The sequence below is a fragment of the Clostridium sp. genome, from assembly GCF_047777555.1.
Classification (GTDB): domain Bacteria; phylum Bacillota; class Clostridia; order Clostridiales; family Clostridiaceae; genus Clostridium_H.
Map to the genome: position 1 here is coordinate 50,604 of NZ_JBKEEV010000001.1, position 21,453 is coordinate 72,056.

Consider the following 21,453-nt stretch of genomic DNA (forward strand, 5'->3'; position numbering starts at 1 on the left):
TACATTTAACTAAATAGTATTATTTGTATTTTTATCAATAGATATTATCTACATACATATTATAACTCTATTATACAAGGGACGGTTCTCAAATTTTTATGCTAAAAATTTGAGAACCGTCCCCGTATTTTAAAAAAAATCTAATCAAGCTTTGGCTCAATTAGATTTTTATAGCTTTTCTTGAAGATTAATGGCTAAAGCAAAATATTTTAACGCGTCTTTAGGATAATTCATATCAAAATACATTTTTCCCATCTCCATATACCTATCATAAATTTCTTTATTATTTCCAAACTTAGTAAGAGCATCTAAGGATAAATTCATATACATTTCAGCCGATATATAATTACTATTATTCTGAAGAATTTTAGATTTTAAATAATAAGATTTCTCAATAAATTTTATATTATTTAAATTAATAGAATAATCTATAACCTTTTCTATTAAACTTTCTGCTTCACTTAAAGCTCCGTTATTAATAAGCTCTTCTATACATAGAAGCATAAATCTTACCTGTTTTTCTTTATCATTCGTTGGATACATATTCAATGATTTATTTATATATTCAATAGCCTTATCTTTTTCATTCATTTCAAACATAATGGAAGCATAATCTAACATATCCTCGCACTTATAGTCGTTTCTAGAATCGTATATTTTATATGACTTAAGCTCATACTCTTTAAACTCTTCATTACCCATTCTTAAAGATAAAATAGCCATCATATGATATATCTTAGCCTTTTTCAAATCATCTTCCATGTAAGAAAACATTTTTTTTAACTTTACCGCCACATTATATGCTTCACTATATTCCTTAAGAATTATTTTACATCTTACTTCACCGTATATGCTTTCAACATACATACTATAATCCTTGCTTTTTTCTGCATCCAATGTTTTTCTTACATTTTCAAAATAATTAGATGCTTGAACAATCTCTCCATTGTTAAAGAAAAACTTTGCTATATCTATGTAATAAATCATCCTATTGTTACTATCAGAATTATTGCATAAATCATAGTATGTTCCTAATAATTCTTGTGTCTTACTCAATTCATTATTATCTAACAGATATTCAAATATTAAATGCATAATATAAAATGCTAAATCATAATATCCATGTTTTTGAGCTAAACCTAAATTGTATTTTAGCTTTTCTTCATAATCATCACAATTAGGGTTCACCACTAATTCTTTTAAGTTTTCATTAATCTGATCTTCAATCCCAAGCTTTAAATAATTAGGATTTAATTCTAGCTTAGAAGCTATATAATCTAAAATCCATTCCTCTGGAACTACCTTATCATTTTCAATACAGCTTAATTTTGATACAGAAATCTTATCACCGCAAATATCCTTTAGTGTAAGCCCTTTATAAATTCTGGCCCTCTTTATTTTTTCTCCAACTGAAAGAACTTCCATATAATCACCCATCCAATTATCGCACTATTTCAGTACACCTAATTTTTTAAACGCCTCAACACCTGCATTTAGATATTTAGCTGCCTTTTCATCCATACCATTATCCACATAAAATTTACCAATTAAAATCGACACCTCTGCATATTCATCCTTTAACTGAGCAATCTCCGTATATTCTAATGCCATCAGTAAGGTGTTCTCTGCTTCATAAATATTTCCCTCTAGCATATTTATTCTATATTGCAGCAAATAGTATTTATAGATAGTTAAATCGTTTCCATTATCTTTTTCATCTAATATTTCCTCCAATGCTTCCTTAGCTTTTTCAACATCTTTTAGTTTAATATAGTTTTTACAAATGTTTACAAGGATGTCTATATACTCCTCATCTTTAAAATCTTTTCTTAGATTTTTAGCTTTATATAAGTGAACAAAAGATTCTTCAATATTATCAAACTCTGAAAAAAGCTTTCCTAAACTATTTTCAATATGAGCTATGTATTTACAATCGTCAATCTCCTTAAATAACTTCAAAACTTTATTCGAGTATTTTATTGCATTATTTATATCACCTTTTTTACTAAACTCTTTTGAAAGAAGCATAAGGGATTTTGCATACTCTTTTTTATCATTCACTTTTTTGAACTTACTGTTGGATAAATATGAATAATTGATTGCTTTATCCAAATCTTCTAATTTGTAATATGTAAATGCTATATAGTAGTAAATTTGTCCTATTAAGAAGTCATTTTCCAAATTACTATCGTTATAAACTTTCTCTGATTGATGAAAATAGCTGCAAGCTGAATGATACGCCTGCATTTCTAAAGTTATCATTCCAAGTTTAATAAAAGTATTGATTATATCCTCAAAATAGTTATCTTTGATAAATATTACATTTGCAGATAAAAAATATTGTTGAGCTAGCCCTAATTCCTTTTTTAAAGTATATATCTTCCCTCTTAAATACAAATTTCTAGCCTTCCTATATTCCAGTTCATACTTTTCAGCATAAAATAATGCATTCTCTATATACTCATCAGCTTGATCTAACTCATCATTCAATATATGAGATTCAGCCATGTTTTCAAAATATATACAAATCTTTTCCGCTTGAGTTTCCTCGGACTCCATTAAATATTCAATAGAGATATTAAGACAATTTGCTAAATACTCCAATAAATCCATGCTAGGATTAGATTTACTGGATTCTACTAGGCTTATTTGTCCTGGGGTAATTCTATCCCCTGCTAAATCCTTTAGGGTCATTCCAAGTTCTTTTCTTCTTCTTTTTATTTTTTCTCCCAAAGACAATATTTCCATAAATACCTCTTCCTTTACCAACTTATAGTTATCAAATTTAATCTTATAGTTATTAAGTTTAATATTATTTAATAATTCGTTAAATATTATATCACACTTGTTCTATTCCTGCAAAAAAAAATGTAATAATATTAGGTAATATAAAAAAAGAGTTCAATTTTTTTAAAAACTTGAACTCTTTTTAACTATAATATAATTAAAGTTTAACTTATCCAGTTCATCATCATATCCACTATATTTTCAGCCTTATGCATGGCAGCTCTTCTACCTCTCATAATCTTTTTTCTTGTTTTTCTGTCCATTTCTGGAGACATCATCATTCCAACTGTTGCTCCAATTATAGTTCCCGTAGTTAATCCTTTTATAAAACCATTCATATTTACACACCCCTTTTATATTTTGTTAAAATCTGTAAGCAAAATAGTAATGATCATAGTCTATCACTTATAGGTTGTGCAAATAATAAAATATTAAACTAGAGAACATAAGGAATTTTCGAAATAATTTTCTCATATCAATATTTTAATTTAAACATTCTCCAATAAATATAAAATAAATTTTTCCTTTTCTTCCTCCTTTAGATTTCTTATCAAATTTTTTGACTTATTTGAATCTTTTATATATAACTCCTTTATATGTTTAAATATATCTTCTGAATTTTCCTTGAAACTATTATCAATTTCATTAACAACAATTATATTATTCCCACTATTAGGGGCTATTTTTAAAATTTCATCTTTTATATATTTGCTAGATACCTTTAAAGTATTTTTTCTTAGCCACTTTTCTATAACTCTGTCAGATTGAATTTCTGCCTTTTCCTTGCACTTTTCATCTACAAGTTCATTAAATAAATCTCCAGTATGGCTATCTACCTTAACAAAAATGACCTCAATTCCTAGGTTCATTAACTCATTCATTTTGTTATAATACTGTACTGAGGATTCCTCTTTCCTTTCCCAAAAACCAGTAGCATGATGGCTGATTCCTTCATAATCATGAAATATAACAACCTTCTTTTCTCCTATATTTAAAGCATATTCCACACCTTTAATTGCTGCCTCTAACTCTCCAGCTATTTGTCTTATATTCTTCTTAGAAGTATCCTTTGATGAACCGCTTTCAATATATTCAACTACATCCTTTCTAACCGCAACTAATCCGTAAGAATATTTTTCTGTGCTCATATTATAGCTTCCGTCAACATATATATGCAGACAATCTTTAGGATAAGTATCTTCGGACTTTTTTAAAAGTTTGCTTCCTTCTCTTAAATATTGCTCTGCACTGTTAATATCTTCAAAACTCTTGTACTTAGCACCTTTAACACCTTTCACATACTTTAAGCATTCTGACCAAGTATCCACTATCTTATTTTCTATTTTTTCATTCTTTTCAAAATCAAAGCCTTCTTTTATAGCATAAACTTTCTTTGGCAAAACTTTCTCCTCCCATATATAGTATATAGTTGCTGACTTTATAACTTTTAACTAAATTGCTTACCTACTATTCTTTATTTTTAGTATTTTTTCTTTTTATTCTCTTAATTCTGGCTAGTACACTTCCTAAAAGATTAAGAGTATTTTTTTTACCTATAATATCAAACAAAAAGTCTTTTATTTCTTTAGCCTTTAGTATAATATCTTCTTTTCCTTCCCAGTACTGCATTATGATATGATGTGGGACATCTTTTATAATTTTATCCAAAATCAAAAACCCTATGCCAAAATCATCAAGCTTTCCAAGCACAGGAATGGAATCAAATATGATATCTGTAGGAAGCGCTAGATATGCAATAGCTGCACATATTAAGGTTTTAGTCCTTAGTTTAATCCTTTTATCCTTCATAAGCCTATATAAAAGTGCTATAATATCTGGCACAAGCATTATATATTCATATATATTATTGCTCTGTTTTATAAAACTTTTTGAGAACTGTCCCTGGCTTTCTTTATGATCTATGTTAATTTTTGAGAACTGTCCCTGAACTTCATGAACTTTTGAGAATTGTCCCCGGATTTTTTCCTGCATTTGAGACCTAATTTTAGAATAAGCATCTTGGGTTTTAGTTTGTCCTTCTTTATGTTCCTTTTCACACTCTGATTGCAAAGTTTGCTTTAACTGCGATAGAGATAAAGCTTGTCTACTTTGCTCATATATAAGATCCTCAACTTCTACTTCTAGGTTTCCTCTTACAGAGCTTATATGCTTTCTAATTTAAAATTTACAAAAGGCATTTGAGTGCATAGAGATGTAAAATCAATGAGTATGGTCTTTTTTTCAAATGTTATGCCCATATTATTCAAGCTTTTTAAAATATTGCCTAGGGCAAAATTTACAACTCCCATCCATATAGGAAATATTCCTAATTTTATCCTAAATATTTTTAACTTAAGCACATTATCTTTAACATTTCCAATTCCTAAAAATGCTTTAAAATTCAACTTAATTCCTTTAAAGCAGTAGCCTTGAACCTCAATAAGCTCTCCTATATGAATTTTTTCAACCTTCAGCTCTGGTACTTTTAAATTTTCTTCTATAATGCTTAAAAGATCTTTTTCAGTTAATATAACTTTAATATTTTTGATATGCATAGCCATAGTCCCCTAACTTCTAGTTTTAGGGCTTCCCACCTCCCATATTGGATATTTTTACATCTACACTAAAGTATACACAAAATATCATCTTTATACAATCACATGTATTAGAATTAAACCTACTATAAGCCCAGTAAAACTCCAGTGTTTAACTTACTTTCATCCCATAAATTGCATTAGCAAATTTTATGATTTTTGTTGGACAGACCTCTGCAATTTTACTATAATAGTGACTAGTGAGAACATAATTGAGAAATGATTTCAATCTAAAGTTTACCATATATTCTAGAGAGGTGAGATTGAATGAATAAAATGAAAAACAAATACATGTTCATTCCTATGATTACAACGTTACTTTCTATTCTTTTTATTATCATAAATGCCGTCGCCTATAAACCTCAAGGTTCTAAATCTTATACCGAGTTTTTGGAGGATGTAAAACATAAAAAAGTATCTATAGTATATTACACAACTTCGCCTCAAATAAAGATCAAACTTGCTGATGGCAAGATCTATGAAACTGATAATCCAAGAAGTTTAGATTTTAAGGAAACTATGCTAAAAAATGGTGTTAAAGTTTCAGAACAATCTTATGTTTCCCCTTTTGAAGTTATACCTTATGCTATTTTAGGAGTTTCTGTAGTTGCCATGATATTTATGGCTATAAGATCTTCTAAAGTAACTTCTAGAGGAATGCGCTCAGTAGATACATTGGATGCTGCTGCAATAGAGAATACAGGCTTTACTTTTGAAAACGTTGCTGGAAATGAAGAAGCAAAAGAAAGTGTAAAGGATATAATAGATTTTCTCAAAAATCCTGAAAAATACAATGCCTATGGTGCTAGAATGCCAAAGGGAATAATTCTCTATGGGGAACCTGGAACAGGTAAAACCCTACTTGCTAAGGCTGTAGCTGGAGAAGCCGGTGTTCCATTCTATGCTATGTCTGGTTCAGACTTCGTTCAGATATATGTTGGTGTAGGTGCCAGCAGAATAAGACAACTATTTAAAAAAGCAAAGTCTCACGGAAAAGCTGTTGTTTTCATAGATGAAATTGACGCTATAGGTAAAAAAAGAGACGGTTCTAGCAATGGAGGCTCTGATGAAAGAGACCAAACTTTAAACGCCTTGCTTACAGAAATGTCTGGGTTCAATGAAAAAGAAGGCATAATTGTAATGGCAGCAACAAATAGGCTAGATATGTTAGATCCTGCCTTATTAAGACCTGGTAGATTTGATAGACATATTGAAGTTTCTCTTCCTGATATAGCTGCAAGAGAAAAAATATTAAATTTACATTTAAAAAATAAGCCTGTGGATGATATTGATATTAGGGAATGGGCCCAAAAAACTTCCATGTTCTCAGGTGCAAAACTTGAACACCTAGCCAATGAAGCTGCTATTTTAGCGTGTAAAGATAACAGCAAATATATTAAAGATATTCATTTAGACAAAGCATTTTCTATAGTTCTAGCAGGCTATGAAAAGCAGAACAGAGGCCATATAAAAGAATTAGATAAAAAGATCACAGCTTATCATGAAGCAGGACATGCCCTTATATCAGCGAAGGTTCTTCCAGAAGAAAAGCTATCAAAAGTTACAATAATACCAACTACAAATGGTGCTGGTGGATACACTTTAAGTATTCCTGAAGATAAAATGTATCAAAATAAAAATTATCTTTTAAACAGAATAAAAGTACTTTTAGGTGGCAGAGCCGCTGAGGAAATTATCTTTGGAAAAGAAAAGATAACCACAGGAGCTTATAGTGACCTTAAACATTCAACTAATCTTGTAACTAACATGGTTACAGCTTATGGTATGGGAAAATCTTTAGGACTTCTTACTCTATCTGAAATAGGAGATTTATCATCTTCCACTAAAGATGAAATAATTAAAGAATGTAAAACTCTTATAGATAAGCTATATGAAGATACAAAGAATATTCTATTATGCAATAAAAATATGCTAGAAGATATAACAAATCAACTTCTTGAAAAAGAAACACTTTATTACGAAGATATGGAAAAAATAATACACTAATAAAATCTCTGCCATAATTTTATTAGTAATGGAGAAGCGGATGTGCTAAAGCTCCTCACTTTTCCACTACTCCACTTCTAAAGGATTTCCCTCTGTGAAATCCTTTAATTTTTGTCTTCTAGTATTTCTTCAAGAACTCCTTTTTCCTCGTATACTCTTCTGTACCTAGTCATCATCTCAGTAAAAATATCTGCAGAACTTTGCGGAGTTATGGTTATAGCATTGGCCCCTGCTCTAATAGTCTCTCTTATAGTATTTTCATCAGGTCCACCTGTTGCAATTATAGGAACCTCCGGAAACCTTTTTCTAATTTCTCTAACCACATGCGGAGTCCTTTTTCCTGCAGAAATATTTATAATACTTGCTCCAGCATCTATTCTTCCTTGTATATCTTCCGTTTCCGATACAACAGTTATAACCACAGGTATATCTATAGTCTTTCTTACCCTGCTTAAAACCTGGTTTGGAGTAGGGTTATTTAAAACGACCCCACAAGCTCCCTTAAATTCCGCATCTAGGGCTAAGTTAACCACTCTTTTTCCTGTGGTCAATCCTCCTCCTACTCCACAAAAAACAGGTTTATCTGTTCCAATCATAATAGCAGCAGTTATAACTGGTTGAGGAGTAAATGGATAAACTGCAAATATAGCATCTGCATTAGTGTTCCTTATAAGTGCTACATCTGTAGTAAAAACTAAGGACTTTATTCTCTTTCCAAGAACAATAATTCCGCTGGATTCTCTTATGCATTCTGGCATTTTTATCATATGGCTTCTCAAAACTCCATTTATTTCTGGTATGTTTTTCTTCATAATTTCCTCCAATCATAGCCGTTATTTTTGCAAAACTTGTAGTTTTATGAATATTGCTGTCTTATTATTTATTATATATTATTCCCTTAGTATATCATAATAATTAACTCTCTTAAAAGAGGAAAAATGAAATAAGGCTTCCACCTATTAATCCTCCTATATGAGCAAAATTGTCTATATTAGGAAGAGCAATACCAATAAAAATATTTATACCAACCACGGATAAAATCTCTTTAAGCATCATCCTGCTGCCTCTGCTCTTTGATTTCAAAGCTAAAACTAATACTGCTCCCAAAAGAGCAAAAATAGCTCCTGACGCTCCTATTGATACTCCATTTGAGAAAAGACAACTTGATATAGATGCTGCTAATCCACCAAAAATATATATTATTATATACTTAATTTTACCATAAGCCCTCTCAACAGCAGGTCCTAAAGCATTCAAAGCATACATATTAAGTACCAAGTGTAAAAGGCCACCGTGAAGAAACATGGATACAAAAAGCCTGTAATATTCTCCACTGGAAACCAAACTGCTCTCGTTAGCTCCCAAATAGAGAAGAACCCTAACATCACTATCCAAGATATTGCCGGATAAAAAAGCGGTTATACCATACATGATTACATTAATGACAATTAAAGCTATAGTAATTTTGGAACTTTTTCTTTTTCTATTTTCAGAATCCAATGCTCGCTTATAGTCTAAAACATGTTCTATCTGAGCCGATAAGTTCTCACTATATAGAGAGGAATATAATACCTTCTTCTTTTTCTCATCCACTACTATCAGATTATCTTCAAAACTTTCAGCAGCAAAATGCCAGTTGCCATCCCCTTTAGCGCTATCCACCATCAGTACTTTTGTAATCCTTATATTATGAGCATTCTCATCATGAATAAATTTCATATCTAAATTATTTAAGTTATTTTCATCTAAAAATACTACATAGCTTTTTATATCACCTATTACAGCGCTCATACCCCAGAATTTCTTACTACTGTCTATTGCTTTAAACTCTTGAATATTATAGTTATAGTATCTGTTGAACATATCTATAATGAACTTGGTTAATTCATCTTTTCTCATGTCCATCCCCTTCTCCTAAAAATGTTTAAAATCTGACGTATCATATGACTCATACCTATAAAATAACAACACCTATAAATAGGTGTTGTTATTTTATAGGTAATGCTGTTTTATGCTATAGATTCAATGACTATATCTAAATGTTGTAATAAGTCTATTTCATAGAATTGTACAGCCTGTTTTGTTTCTGGGTCATATAAAACCCTTATTACTGGTCTATCTGGGAAGCCTTTGTTCTGCCTTACAACATATCCTTCTACTTTATTTGAAAGTCTGACACAACTTCCTAATGGGTATATGGCAAAAGTTTCTTTAAAATTCACAACCATCTCTTTATCAAACATGCTTCCGCTTCCTCCTAATATAAGCTCATAAGCTTCATTAGGTTTAAACTTTTTTCTATAAATCCTATCATTGCTCACTGCATCGTACACATCACATATACAAACTGCCTTTCCAAACTTTGAAATTTGGTTCCCATGTAGACCATAAGGATACCCACTGCCATCTACCTTTTCATGATGCTGCTCTACTGCGTTTAATATAATGTCTGAAATACTCATATTTTTAACCAGAATATCTTTTCCATATATAGGATGGTTTTTGATTTCTAAAAATTCTTTTTCTGTCAGTTTTCCTTTTTTGTTTATAATTGTGCTGGGTATTTTTGTTTTGCCTATGTCATGAAGTATACCACCTTTTCCAAGTTCTATAAGCTCATCTAGACTAAATCCAATGCTTTCTCCTAAAAAAGTTACCATAATTCCTGTATCTATGCAGTGAACATATGTGTAATTATCATAAGTCTTAATATCATACAAACTTCTATTTATATCTCCAGATTCTATTATATACTCTATTAAATTTTCAACAATTCTTAAGGAATTTTTAGCTTCACTCTTATTAGCATTATTTAAATTTTTTATAATCTTATTCATATTTCTCATTGTGTGCTGCTTTAACTTGCACAATCTTTCATCTTCTACATCTATATCATCAAGTCTATCATCCTCTATATATACATAAAGAACTCCCAATTTTTTTAAATTTTTAATATACTGATTAGTAAGCTTGATTCCCGACCTTAATAGTACATTTCCTTCATTAGTTAAAATACTTTTCCCTAAAACATCATTTTCCTTAACTCTATTTATAAACTCTAGTCTCATAAGTCCACCTCAATAATAATTATATCTACTAGCTTTAAACACTTGAAGTCATTAATCATCATTATTATTATATTACACTTTATTCTATTTTTCATCATATTTTAGGGAAAAATGTAATTTATAATATATTTTAGTTTAATTGGATAAGTATTATTAAAAACTTAATTAAACTATTACTTATCGAGCATATCTAAAAGTTCATTAAATCTAGCTATAGTATCTTCAATAGGCTTAGGTGTAGTCATATCTACTCCAGCCTTCTTTAGAATATTTATAGGATAATCAGAACCTCCAGCTTTTAAAAATCCTTTATACTTATCTACTGCATCTCCTCCCTTTTCTAATATAGCCTTTACAAAGGAGTTTGCTGCAGAATAACCTGTAGCGTACTGATAAACATAAAAATCAGTGTAAAAATGAGGTATTCTAGCCCATTCCATGTCGATTTCCTTATCTATGACTATATCTTTTCCAAAATACTTAGCATTTAAATCATGATATATTTTGCAAAGGTCTTCGCTTGTCAAAGGCTCACCAGCATCTACTTTTTCATGAATTATCTTTTCAAATTCAGCAAACATAATTTGCCTAAACACAGTGGTTCTTATTTGCTCAAGCTGAGTATTTATAAGATATAGTTTTTTCTTCTCATCCTTTTCATTCTCTATAAGGTAATTTATAAGGAGATTTTCATTTACTGTAGATGCCACCTCTGCACAGAACAAGGTATAATCAGCATAAATATATGGCTGCTCTTTTCTTGAATAATATGAATGGATAGAATGCCCCATCTCATGAGCTAGTGTTGATACATCATTTAGCTCATAGTTGTAGTTTAATAAAACATAAGGCATAGTGTCATAGCTTCCCCAGGAGTAAGCTCCTTTTCTTTTACCCTTATTTTCATAAATATCTACCCATCTATTTTTGATTCCTTCATCAAATATTTTTAAATATTCTTCTCCTAAAGGTTTTAAAGCTTCTTTTATAATTTTTACTCCTTCATCAAATTCTATATGAGACTTTGGAGTATCAATCACTGGCACATATAAATCATACATATGAATTTCGCTAAGCCCAAGAAGCTTTTTCTTTATTCTCACGTATCTATGAAGGCTATCTAAATTATCATTTATAGTTTTTATTGCATTGTCATACACTTCTAATGGTATATCATTTGGCTTTAATGACGCCTCTAGTGAACTATTATATTTTCTTGTTTTAGCTACAAATGAGAAATTTTTTATAGATGATATAAGGGAAGTTGCTATAGTGTTCTTAAAGTTTTCATAGGTTCCAAAAAGAGCTTTAAATGCATCTTCTCTAACCCTTCTGTCCTTTGATTTATTATATATTCCATAATTTCCTTCTGTAAGTTCCACTTCGTTACCTTCCTCATCTTTAATAGTAGGGAAAGTCATATCCGCATTTGTAAGCATATTAAATATGCTTGAAGGAGCATTTAAAGCATCTGATACAGAAGCCATAAGCTCCTCTACTTCCTTACTTAAAGTATGAGGCTTTTTCTTTAGAATCCTCTTTAGCATAAATTCATATTTTTTAAGCTCTGAATTTTCTTCTATTGCCTTTTCTATAGTGCCTTCTTCATAAGATAAAATCTCAGGTATAAAGAATGCTCCCATAGCTGCTAGTTCTGCAGAATAAGATTCCACCTTGTTTTTTATTGATTGATTAGCGTTGTTTGAAGTATCTTCATCAGACTTTAAAAAAGCGTATACAAAAAGTTTATCAGCAAGTCTTGATATTTCTTCATCCAGCTTTAGGAAATTTAAAAGCTCCTTAGGATCTTTAAGCTTTCCTTGAAAATCCTTTATCTTTGGAGCCATATCCTTAAGCTTCTTAAAATCCTTCTCCCACTCCTCAGTATTTTCATAAATCTTCTCTATATCCCACTTATCTTCTTTTGCAATTTCATCTCTTCTTTTTACTTTTTTAACATCAGACATCATTTCAACACCCCAATCTTTTTTGTTTTTAAGTATTTCTAATAGTTTTATTGATATTCTTCCTTTTTCTCTTGTGCCTCTTCAAAGGTTCTTTCCATTTCACCCTTTATAAGCTGGCAAACCTCATTTATTTTTTCCACCATAAGGCTGTGATCTTCCTCATAATCAAACTTTACAACCCAAGTAGGATTATATTCATCATCTTTTTCTTCTATGTCATAACCCCTCTCTTCAAAAACATCCAAATCAAATAAATCATATATAGCAGTAAACTCCCACTCTTCTACATCTTTATTAGTATCAAAATAAAGACTTACCTTTCCATCTTCTGCATTATAGTAGAATTTAGTCACATACTCTGCTCCATCTCCTACTTCATAACTTCCCATTTCACTTATAAATTTGTTGTCCTTATCTACTTCCATTAATACTAATGCTGCAAATTCCATAAAAACACCCCTTCACTATATTTTAGTTCTTCTAACGCTGACATCACTGTTTTTATTATTCCTTTATGCCATACTTATAATGCATTATTTATTAGCATTAGAAAGCTCATGGCAAATATACATTAATATTATCATACATGAATATTTAGGTAAATTATCTTACAATAAAAATAAAACGCTGCTTAAATAAGTTAAATTTATTTTAATCTTATTCAGCAGCAATATTTTATTAAAAAGCCCTGCACAAAACCTTATATAGCTTCTACATTTTCTTCTTTAAGTATCTTAGTATCTAAAAGCTGTATTCCCTGAGCTACAGCTTGAGTCATATATCTTCTTTCCCCATCTTTAGTTTCATATGACCTTACCTCAAGTCTTCCCATTACACATATACGACTGCCCTTCTTAGCATACCTTGATAAAAACTCTGCATCCTTGTTCCATGCAACTACAGGTATAAAGTCAACTAACTTTTCTCCATTAGCTCCAGGAAACTCTCTTTCAACAGCTAAGCTAAAAGCAGTAACACATTTATCGCTGTCTTTAAGTCTTTTCACCTCAATATCTTTAGTTATTCTTCCAATAAACATTACTTTATTCATCAAATTTTCCTCCAATATAATCTATTTTATATAGATTATATCCATATCCTTACTTAAACCCGTATAACAAACTTTTTATTAATTTATCTCTCCACTAAACTTCTTCACTCTAAATTCCCCACTTTACACTTCTAAACTCTTCATTTTTAAATTAATGACTCTTAGTCTAATAACATACCTTAAAGGAATATCATCTTTAATCCAAAAAGTATAAGTATGACTCCTCCAACGTAATCTGCATATTTTGAGATTACACTTATCTTTCTTAGATACTTTGCAATGATAAAGGCAGTGATGCACATAATGAGAGTTATAAGGCCAATAAACACAGTGGATTCCAGCAATACAAAAGATACTGTTATGCTGTTTAAGGCTGTAAATCCTATTACTGCTGCATCTATGCTCACAGAAATCCCCAATATAAGATACATTTTTTTATTTATAAGTATATTGCTATTGTCATTATCCACGCCTTCTTTTAACATAAGCATTCCTACAATAGCTATTATTATGCCTCCTATAATCTTGGGAATAGATAATATGTAAGTGTTAAAAAGATAACCTAAAAATGCTCCAATATAGGATAATAGAAATTGAAAAAATCCAAAGGATATGCAAAACCAGATCTTGCTTTTTCTTTTTACTGCTGGATTTAGTCCTATGCTTAGGGATACTCCGAAAGCATCAAGGGCTAATGCTAAGGATATTATAAAGAGTGAGTATATTTCAATATAAAAAGTTTCCATAAAAAAAGTTCCCCCGTAGTTTAATAAGTATAAAGCCTTAATATATACTATTAATATGAGGGGGAAATTTGAGTTATTACTCTATGATATCTATACATTTATATTTTGAATTTCATTATTTTTAATCCTAGTTTTCTCTGCCGTCATCTGACCAAATCTGTATAATATATCTTCCTGCTTCATTGAATGTTATATGCACTCCCGTATTTGTATAATAGGACTTCAAATCGTATATCTTATAATTCATTGTCCCATCTTCACTAACTGTCCCATTCATTGCTTCATCTTCTCCTGCTTTTCGTACTATAACATTTTCTCCATTTGATATACTCATCATTATACTGCATTCATGTAAGCCTAGTTCATTGATTATATCTTGTCTTATTAACAAACTAACAGTACTTCCCTTATCTACATCAATATCAAGACCACTTTCTGTATATTCTGTTTGCGTACCTGGTAGTTTTCTACTAAGACTTAATCTTACTGGAGCAGTATCCTTTATGTTTATTGTAACTTTTGATCCCAGCTTCAATAAGTTTTTCTTATGAATATTTTCTACAATTATATCTACATAATTATTATCCAAAGACTCTAAAATTACATTTTTATTCTCTATTTGGTTTAGATGATACTCTCCTCCTTCAATCTTTACAACACCATTTTCATGAATATTTTGTATAGCTGCGTTTATATCATTATAGTCATATGCTTCTCCTATGCCTACAGTTACTTCATCTTTTAAACTTCTAGAAGTCTCTTCTTCCTCATAAGTTACCACAGCCTTTGCAAAAACTTTAGGTGTAATTGTTAATATATAGATTATAGCTAACAAAGTTAATAATAAAACTTTTCTCATGATTTTCTATCTCCATTTTTATATGAATTACATATTATTATCTGTTATCATCTACATATATTTCTGCCGTATATGTCTCCGCTTCATTGAATGTTATATCAATATTAAATGCTTCTGTTGTATTACCATCTATATCACCGATATCAAACTTTCCATCATTATCTGCATCCTTTATTTCTATTCCATTAGCCTTTACTACTGCTTTAGAAGCATTAGCTCCTAGATTTAATATTAGATCAGCAGGTTGTCCATTTCTTCCAAAAGCATCAGCATTTTTATCATTGATTTTCGCACTAATTACTATACTTGCAGATTCTCCCGGATTTTTCTTGATATCTATACTACTAGCACTAAAATCCACTCCATCTACAGTTCCTGATAATGTTACTGTGTTTTCAATATCATTATTGAGATAATCGATTTTATTTTCATCATACTTATTTTTTGAGACCTCAACTGCTCCTGCTCCATCTAACAAAACTCCTGCAGAATCATCATCGCCTATGTAATTGTGTTTTGTAATTGTATTTCCAGTTGCTTTTCCAATAACCTTATCTTCAAATACAATACCATTTTGTGCTATTACATCTGTTGCACCAGCCCCCATAAGTATGTTATCTATTACATTAGCAGTAAGTCCTTCTCCTTTAACATGAATTCCATCTTTCTGATAGGCAGTTACTGTACATTTTGTTATGTTTACCTTTCTTAGAGCCTTGTCCATATTATTCACATAGATTCCCCATCCATGTTGATTTCCAGTCAGATTTTTTTCTTTAATATTAGTCACTTCTACAGCCTCTATTGTTCCTCCAGCATTTTCTAAGCTTATACCAGTAAATCCATCTGTAACAGTTACTTTAGAATTTCCATCTACTTTAAGATTTTTTATATTTACATCTTCTGCACCTGTAACATAAATTATAGGTTTCTTATCACCTTTAGCCTCCAAAACATCTGGTGCTTTAATAAGAGCCCCATTGCCATTTATAGTGACATTTCTTCTAATTTCAAATTGCCCTTCATAATTTCCAGTAGGTGAAAGATTTATGACTTCTATGTTTTTATCAGCAAGGGCCTTTTTTAATTCCTCTGCATTTATTGGATTTGCCGTTGTTGATGCAGTATTAACAGTTACATCTACTGTTAATATATTAGAAATGGGTTTTGCAAAAGCTGATATTGAAACTAAATTTCCTGTGGTTAGCAGGGCTGCCATAATGGCTGAAACTTTTTTCTTATTCATTAACAATACCTCCATAAATTTTATATTCAGCGGTTAATATGCCGCTCTATGACATAAATAAATATGGCATAAATAAAATTAAATCTTTACTTCACATCAACATCCACTTTCAGCTTATTTGATATAGTCCGTCTTACTTTTGTAGTATCACTACTTCTATGCTTTTCCTTTGAACCTCTTACTAATTTTTTCTCTATCACTGTATTCTCTGTCCCTTCTAACCTTATTACTTCTTCATCAGACATTGTAAGAAGATTAGATTTTACATTTTTAAAAACTATACCCTGCTTTGCTCCAGATAGTATAACAATATTTGAAGCAGTTACATTTATTAAAGTTGACTTTCCATCTATTCCTGGATTTATAAATAAAGTTCCATCTATATTTGCATCCTCTAGAACTATATTATTTCCTGTTATGTATAAATCCTTAGAAGATTTTATATTTTTATATTGAGAATTGTCTTTTGCTTTTACTGGACACGTGCTCAGCTCTTCTTCAATCTTTACAACTCTTTCTATATCTTCCGGCATATCAGCCCTATTTAACTTTTCAGCTTCTTCATCTAAATTAAACAACTCATTATTTAAGCTTTTATATACTAATATTTCTTTTAATCTTTTATAATCCACATACTTACCATGGCTTTCATGAAATGAATGAATTCTTCCATCTGATAACTTCTTATTAAAATCTTCAAATAATAAATCCTTAAATCCTAATTTGCTGGTGATTAACCCATCTATAAGCTCTTCTTTATCATATTCATACACTTGTCCACTTTTATCCTCAATATCGTAATAATCTACAACAGCAAAAGCTTTTATGTTGGCCTTAATAGAAATTCCAAGAGCTATAATAATAAATGCTAATGCCTTTGCTTGTTTCATATTTTTCCCTCCTTTTCTTTAAAAGCATCCTCTATTTTTTATGCTAGATTTATTCAAAGTTATGCCAACTTTTTTATTTTCCTTTTTAATATTTTTCTTACCTATAAAAAAATAAGGAACTAGAAGTATGATTTTCTCCTAGTTCCATCAACCTTGATTAAATATATTCTTTTTATTAGTTTCCTGAAAGCTCTTCTTTCAGCTTTAAAGCATTTTCCATATCCACATTAGAAAACACCTGAATTTTAAACCTCTCCTTTTCTTCTGGAGTTAAACTTTTATAAATGCTCATAACACTTTTAACATCTCCCCAGAAATTATAAGAAGAATCTGACTGCAGATTATTTACTGTGCCGCTCATTATACTAACCATTTGTTTTTCTTTTGAAGAAGAAACATTTCCATAAAGAGAACCTAGTTCCCCTCCTATCTTACTAAGGGAACCACCTGAATTTGAATTATTTTCTCCTTCATTACTGTTTCCTTTTGATGTATTGTTCTCACTGCTTCCTAGACTTCCATTTCCTGTACTTGAATTTTTACCACCAGCATTATTTTCTAAATTTTTGAGAACTGTCCCGGATTCTAACTTAACTTTTTCTTCTATCTTTTTTATGGTTTCGTTAGTTTTTGCAAGGGTTTCTCTTGTTTCTTTCTTTGCAGTACAAAGAATTTTTCCATCCTTTATGGTGAAAGTTTCAATATCATCTGGTAAAATGTTTTTGCTTACAACTATCTTTCCTTCTTCTACAAGCATTTTTCCTTTAAAGTGGCCGCCTATGTATCCTAAAGTTTTGCTCTTAGGCAGATTGATTTTTCCTACTTTAAAGTATTCTGGTGTGTAAACAATGCTGCTGTCATCCATAGCAACTTGTCCTTCTGTTGTTAAAAGAACAGACAGTCCCTTATACTTTACTGGAATCAAAAACTTTGCTTTATCCTCACCTAAAACTACATTTAAACCCTTTATAGTTAAATTTCCCTTTTTTACTCCATCTTTAAAATAAGATGAACCCAGCACACTTATATCTTCTTCTGTAATTTCCATCTTTCCTTCGCTTTGAACTGTATCTAAAAGCAAGCTCATTAAAGTTCCAAAAGATTCTTGTCCACTATACTCCTTATAATTTCCCTTTGAAAATACTAAATAACTAAAAATTAAAATTACAGCTAATATAGCTAAAGAAAATTTTAGTCCTTTGCTTTTTAAACTTATCCTCATCTATTCCTCTCCTTTCTATGAAGATACAAATTAATTCTATCATTTTATATGCTGCAGGTAAACAGCATATTATTTCTCATTATGTATATGTCTACATTTATGGATAAAATTACGATAAAACCCTGTATTTTTATTAAAAATATATTATAATTTAAATAGTACAAAGGAAGGGGAGATTTATATGTCAGTAAAGAAAGCAATAATTCCAGCAGCAGGGCTTGGAACAAGATTTTTACCTGCAACTAAGGCTCAACCAAAGGAAATGCTCCCTATAGTTGATAAGCCTACTATTCAGTACATAATAGAAGAGGCTGTAGCTTCTGGAATAGAGGAAATACTAATCATAACAGGAAGAAATAAAAGAGCTATAGAAGACCATTTTGACAAATCTGTAGAGCTTGAATATCAGCTGGAGCAAAACAATAAAACAGAACTATTAGAAGAAGTTAGAAAAATCTCTAATATGGCAGACATACATTATATAAGGCAAAAGGAACCAAAAGGTCTTGGACATGCTATAAGCTGTGCTAAAACCTTTGTTGGAAATGAGCCTTTTGCAGTTATGCTAGGTGATGACGTTGTAGATAGTGAAGTCCCTTGTCTAAGGCAGCTTATAGACTGCTATAATGAATATAAAACAACTATTCTTGGAGTTCAAAAAGTTCCTAAAAGCGAAACTTCAAAATATGGAATAGTCGATGGTTTTAATATTGAAAATAGAGTTTATAAGGTTAGAAATTTGGTGGAAAAGCCTTCTATTGAAGAAGCTCCATCTAATATAGCAATCCTTGGAAGATATATAATAACTCCAGAAATATTCAATATACTAGAAAATACTCCTCCTGGAAAGGGCGGAGAAATTCAGCTAACAGATGCTCTTAAAACCCTTATAAGTCACGAAGCTATGTACGCTTATGATTTTGAAGGCAGAAGATATGATGTTGGAGATAAATTTGGTTTTCTTCAGGCTACTGTAGAATTTGCATTAAAAAAGCCAGATTTAAGAGAGCCTTTCCTAAAGTATCTTTCAACTTTAAAAGAAACTTCTCTTGTTAAAAATCTATATAAAGAAAACCAGGTTATGGATGAAGTAGCATCTTCAAAAGAAGAATAAATTAAAAAAGCCATGTAAAATTACATGGCTTTTTTATTATTTATTTTAGATACTGCTAGTTATTTTGCTCAATAATCCTTCCATCTTTTATATGTATTATTCTATCTGTCTTTTTAGCTATTCTATCATCATGGGTTATTATTACAAAGGTAGTTTTAAATTTATCATTTATATCTCTAAATACATTATATATACTCTCTGATGAATTAGAATCTAAATTTCCTGTTGGTTCGTCTGCTAATATAATCTTAGGATTATTCATGAGAGCTCTTGCAATAGCTACTCTTTGCTGCTGCCCTCCAGATAAATCATAAACCTTATTTTTCTTAATGGAAGAAAGTCCAACTAAATCCAAAAGCATTTCAGCTCTTTCTCTTGTTTTTCTACCGTGAAAAAACTTGTTTATAGTATGAGGCATGAGTACATTTTCTATGACATTAAATTCTGGAAGAAGATAATGAAACTGAAACACAAAGCCTATATTTCTATTTCTAAGAGAAGCTAAAGCCCTTTTACTCATTTTATCAATTCTCCTGCTTTGAATGTATACTTCTCCGCTGGTAGGCTTGTCTAAAGTACCTAATATATTTAAAAGAGTGGTTTTTCCACTTCCTGATGCTCCTATTATTGAATTAAATGAACCTTCTTCAATAGACATATTAATATCGTATAGCACTTGGGTTTTAACCCTTCTTCCATATATTTTGTTTATATTTTTTAGTTCTATAATATTAGCCATTTTTTATCACCTCTACAGGAGTTAATTTGAGGGACTTTATAGCTGGAAATACTGCTGCTAAAGTAGAAGCTGCAACAGCTATTAAAGAAGATATAATAATAAATCTGTTATTTATGATAATATCTACAATTGGCTTTCCATCTGAAGTAACTATGTATCTGTTAAATCCCTTTATATACAGCAATGTTAATAATACCCCTACTGCTGTGCCTATTAAACCTAGAATAAATGCCTGCAGCAAAAATATAAGTGCGGCAGAACCATCCTTTATTCCCATAGCTTTTAAAATACCAATTTGCTTATATTTTTGAACTACGCTTATGTTAAGTATACTCATTATACTTAACACTGAAGCTAAAAGTACAAAAAATTGTATTATAACAGAGCATATTTTCTGACCTATTATAGCACTAGCTATAAGTTTATTTTGATCTTTCCAGTTTTCTATTTTTAAATCATTATTTTTAATAGAGTTCTTTATGTTATTTGCAATATTATCTGCATTATAAGCATCATTAGTTGAAAGCTCAAAGGAAGTAATTTTATTTCCACTATCAGCTATGTCCTGAGCAGTTTTTAAATCAGTTATTACCCATATGCTATTTAATTTAACTGCTCCTAAATTATAAAACCCAACTACAATTACTTCTACATTCTTTCCTTGAAAATTCACCACATTTATTTTATCCCCTATTTTTAGTCCTAATTTATCACCTAAATCTTTACCAATAAGAGCTTGTCCGCTTTTGCTAATCATTTTTCCTTCATAAATCTTATTTTTCATATCGTATAGAGTATTCAAATCTTGTGGCAAAAACCCTCTTACTTGTATATTTTGTTTTTTATTATTAGTGTTTATAAAAGCATTATGTTCAATTACTGGAGAAACTATATTTATGTTTTTATCTACAGCCTTGATCTTTCTCTCAATATCTTCCCAAGATTCTATACTTCCTTTACTTGAAGTAATATTAATATGAACAAAGCTTCCAGCAACCTTACTTAAAAGGCTTTTATCTAGTCCTTGACTTAAAAGCCCTATAAAAATCTGCACTGATACTCCTATAGCTATACCCATAATTATAATAAGTGTCTGTATCTTACTTTTTCTTAAAAACCTTGAAGCTATCTTAAAAGACGTTAGCATAATTACTCCTCCATAA

At 30.4% G+C, this 21,453-nt stretch carries 21 protein-coding genes; 2 read left to right on the forward strand and 19 right to left on the reverse strand.

Annotation, left to right across the window (positions count from 1 at the left end; all coding sequences use genetic code 11):
* Positions 1-168: 168 nt before the first annotated feature.
* The 6 genes from ACFWTK_RS00275 to ACFWTK_RS00300 all read right to left on the reverse strand — a co-directional run bounded on the left by ACFWTK_RS00275 (position 169) and on the right by ACFWTK_RS00300 (position 5,342).
* A complete protein-coding gene (locus tag ACFWTK_RS00275; RefSeq protein ID WP_061857276.1) occupies positions 169-1,425 on the reverse strand; it encodes a helix-turn-helix domain-containing protein in 1,257 nt (418 codons plus the stop codon).
* Between the two features lie 24 nt (positions 1,426-1,449).
* Positions 1,450-2,748 carry a helix-turn-helix domain-containing protein gene (locus ACFWTK_RS00280; protein WP_061857277.1) on the reverse strand — a complete coding sequence of 433 codons (1,299 nt, stop codon included), beginning with the start codon at positions 2,746-2,748 and terminating at the stop codon, positions 1,450-1,452.
* A gap of 203 nt (positions 2,749-2,951) precedes the next feature.
* Complete coding sequence (locus ACFWTK_RS00285; protein WP_116485969.1) at positions 2,952-3,125, reverse strand: YtxH domain-containing protein; 174 nt, start codon at positions 3,123-3,125, stop codon at positions 2,952-2,954.
* Positions 3,126-3,275: 150 nt separating this feature from the next.
* The gene (locus ACFWTK_RS00290) at positions 3,276-4,187 is read right to left on the reverse strand and encodes a ribonuclease H1 domain-containing protein (protein ID WP_061857278.1); all 912 of its coding nucleotides are present in this window, start codon (positions 4,185-4,187) and stop codon (positions 3,276-3,278) included.
* A gap of 67 nt (positions 4,188-4,254) precedes the next feature.
* Positions 4,255-4,857 (reverse strand): YkvA family protein, encoded by a 603-nt coding sequence (locus tag ACFWTK_RS00295; protein ID WP_415874181.1) that lies wholly within the window; start codon positions 4,855-4,857, stop codon positions 4,255-4,257.
* 92 nt (positions 4,858-4,949) lie between these two features.
* Positions 4,950-5,342, reverse strand: a complete 393-nt coding sequence (locus tag ACFWTK_RS00300) for a hypothetical protein (RefSeq protein WP_415874182.1) — start codon at positions 5,340-5,342, stop codon at positions 4,950-4,952.
* 306 nt (positions 5,343-5,648) lie between these two features.
* Between ACFWTK_RS00300 and ACFWTK_RS00305 the strand changes: the two genes are divergently transcribed.
* Complete coding sequence (locus ACFWTK_RS00305) at positions 5,649-7,388, forward strand: ATP-dependent metallopeptidase FtsH/Yme1/Tma family protein (RefSeq protein ID WP_415874183.1); 1,740 nt, start codon at positions 5,649-5,651, stop codon at positions 7,386-7,388.
* Between the two features lie 104 nt (positions 7,389-7,492).
* Here ACFWTK_RS00305 and ACFWTK_RS00310 read toward each other — a convergent pair whose 3' ends face one another.
* The 11 genes from ACFWTK_RS00310 to ACFWTK_RS00360 all read right to left on the reverse strand — a co-directional run bounded on the left by ACFWTK_RS00310 (position 7,493) and on the right by ACFWTK_RS00360 (position 18,437).
* Positions 7,493-8,200 carry a hydrolase gene (locus tag ACFWTK_RS00310; protein WP_415874184.1) on the reverse strand — a complete coding sequence of 236 codons (708 nt, stop codon included), beginning with the start codon at positions 8,198-8,200 and terminating at the stop codon, positions 7,493-7,495.
* Between the two features lie 112 nt (positions 8,201-8,312).
* Positions 8,313-9,287 carry a rhomboid family intramembrane serine protease gene (locus tag ACFWTK_RS00315; RefSeq protein ID WP_415874185.1) on the reverse strand — a complete coding sequence of 325 codons (975 nt, stop codon included), beginning with the start codon at positions 9,285-9,287 and terminating at the stop codon, positions 8,313-8,315.
* 110 nt (positions 9,288-9,397) lie between these two features.
* Positions 9,398-10,456, reverse strand: a complete 1,059-nt coding sequence (locus ACFWTK_RS00320) for an HD-GYP domain-containing protein (RefSeq protein WP_415874186.1) — start codon at positions 10,454-10,456, stop codon at positions 9,398-9,400.
* A 173-nt stretch (positions 10,457-10,629) separates the two neighbouring features.
* A complete protein-coding gene (gene pepF, locus ACFWTK_RS00325; protein ID WP_415874187.1) occupies positions 10,630-12,423 on the reverse strand; it encodes an oligoendopeptidase F in 1,794 nt (597 codons plus the stop codon).
* A 47-nt stretch (positions 12,424-12,470) separates the two neighbouring features.
* Positions 12,471-12,872: a DUF6762 family protein gene (locus ACFWTK_RS00330; RefSeq protein ID WP_415874188.1), complete on the reverse strand. Its 402-nt coding sequence runs from the start codon at positions 12,870-12,872 to the stop codon at positions 12,471-12,473.
* 251 nt (positions 12,873-13,123) lie between these two features.
* The gene (locus ACFWTK_RS00335) at positions 13,124-13,474 is read right to left on the reverse strand and encodes a single-stranded DNA-binding protein (protein WP_415874189.1); all 351 of its coding nucleotides are present in this window, start codon (positions 13,472-13,474) and stop codon (positions 13,124-13,126) included.
* Positions 13,475-13,653: 179 nt separating this feature from the next.
* The gene (locus ACFWTK_RS00340) at positions 13,654-14,205 is read right to left on the reverse strand and encodes a manganese efflux pump MntP (RefSeq protein ID WP_415874664.1); all 552 of its coding nucleotides are present in this window, start codon (positions 14,203-14,205) and stop codon (positions 13,654-13,656) included.
* A gap of 142 nt (positions 14,206-14,347) precedes the next feature.
* Positions 14,348-15,079 (reverse strand): hypothetical protein, encoded by a 732-nt coding sequence (locus tag ACFWTK_RS00345; RefSeq protein WP_415874190.1) that lies wholly within the window; start codon positions 15,077-15,079, stop codon positions 14,348-14,350.
* Positions 15,080-15,116: 37 nt separating this feature from the next.
* Positions 15,117-16,325, reverse strand: coding sequence for a hypothetical protein (locus tag ACFWTK_RS00350; protein ID WP_415874191.1), 1,209 nt, complete (start codon positions 16,323-16,325; stop codon positions 15,117-15,119).
* A gap of 86 nt (positions 16,326-16,411) precedes the next feature.
* Positions 16,412-17,215: a hypothetical protein gene (locus ACFWTK_RS00355; protein ID WP_415874192.1), complete on the reverse strand. Its 804-nt coding sequence runs from the start codon at positions 17,213-17,215 to the stop codon at positions 16,412-16,414.
* Positions 17,216-17,390: 175 nt separating this feature from the next.
* Positions 17,391-18,437 carry a hypothetical protein gene (locus tag ACFWTK_RS00360; protein ID WP_415874193.1) on the reverse strand — a complete coding sequence of 349 codons (1,047 nt, stop codon included), beginning with the start codon at positions 18,435-18,437 and terminating at the stop codon, positions 17,391-17,393.
* A 181-nt stretch (positions 18,438-18,618) separates the two neighbouring features.
* Here ACFWTK_RS00360 and galU point away from each other — a divergent pair, with 181 nt between their 5' ends.
* Positions 18,619-19,551 (forward strand): UTP--glucose-1-phosphate uridylyltransferase GalU, encoded by a 933-nt coding sequence (gene galU, locus ACFWTK_RS00365; protein WP_415874194.1) that lies wholly within the window; start codon positions 18,619-18,621, stop codon positions 19,549-19,551.
* A gap of 55 nt (positions 19,552-19,606) precedes the next feature.
* Here galU and ACFWTK_RS00370 read toward each other — a convergent pair whose 3' ends face one another.
* Together ACFWTK_RS00370 and ACFWTK_RS00375 are read right to left on the reverse strand one after the other, a co-directional pair.
* The gene (locus ACFWTK_RS00370) at positions 19,607-20,290 is read right to left on the reverse strand and encodes an ABC transporter ATP-binding protein (RefSeq protein ID WP_415874195.1); all 684 of its coding nucleotides are present in this window, start codon (positions 20,288-20,290) and stop codon (positions 19,607-19,609) included.
* On the reverse strand, positions 20,283-21,437 hold the full coding sequence (locus ACFWTK_RS00375; RefSeq protein ID WP_415874196.1) for an ABC transporter permease: 1,155 nt from the start codon (positions 21,435-21,437) through the stop codon (positions 20,283-20,285). Before ACFWTK_RS00375 ends, ACFWTK_RS00370 begins: the two co-directional genes overlap by 8 nt.
* Between the last annotated feature and the right edge of the window lie 16 nt (positions 21,438-21,453).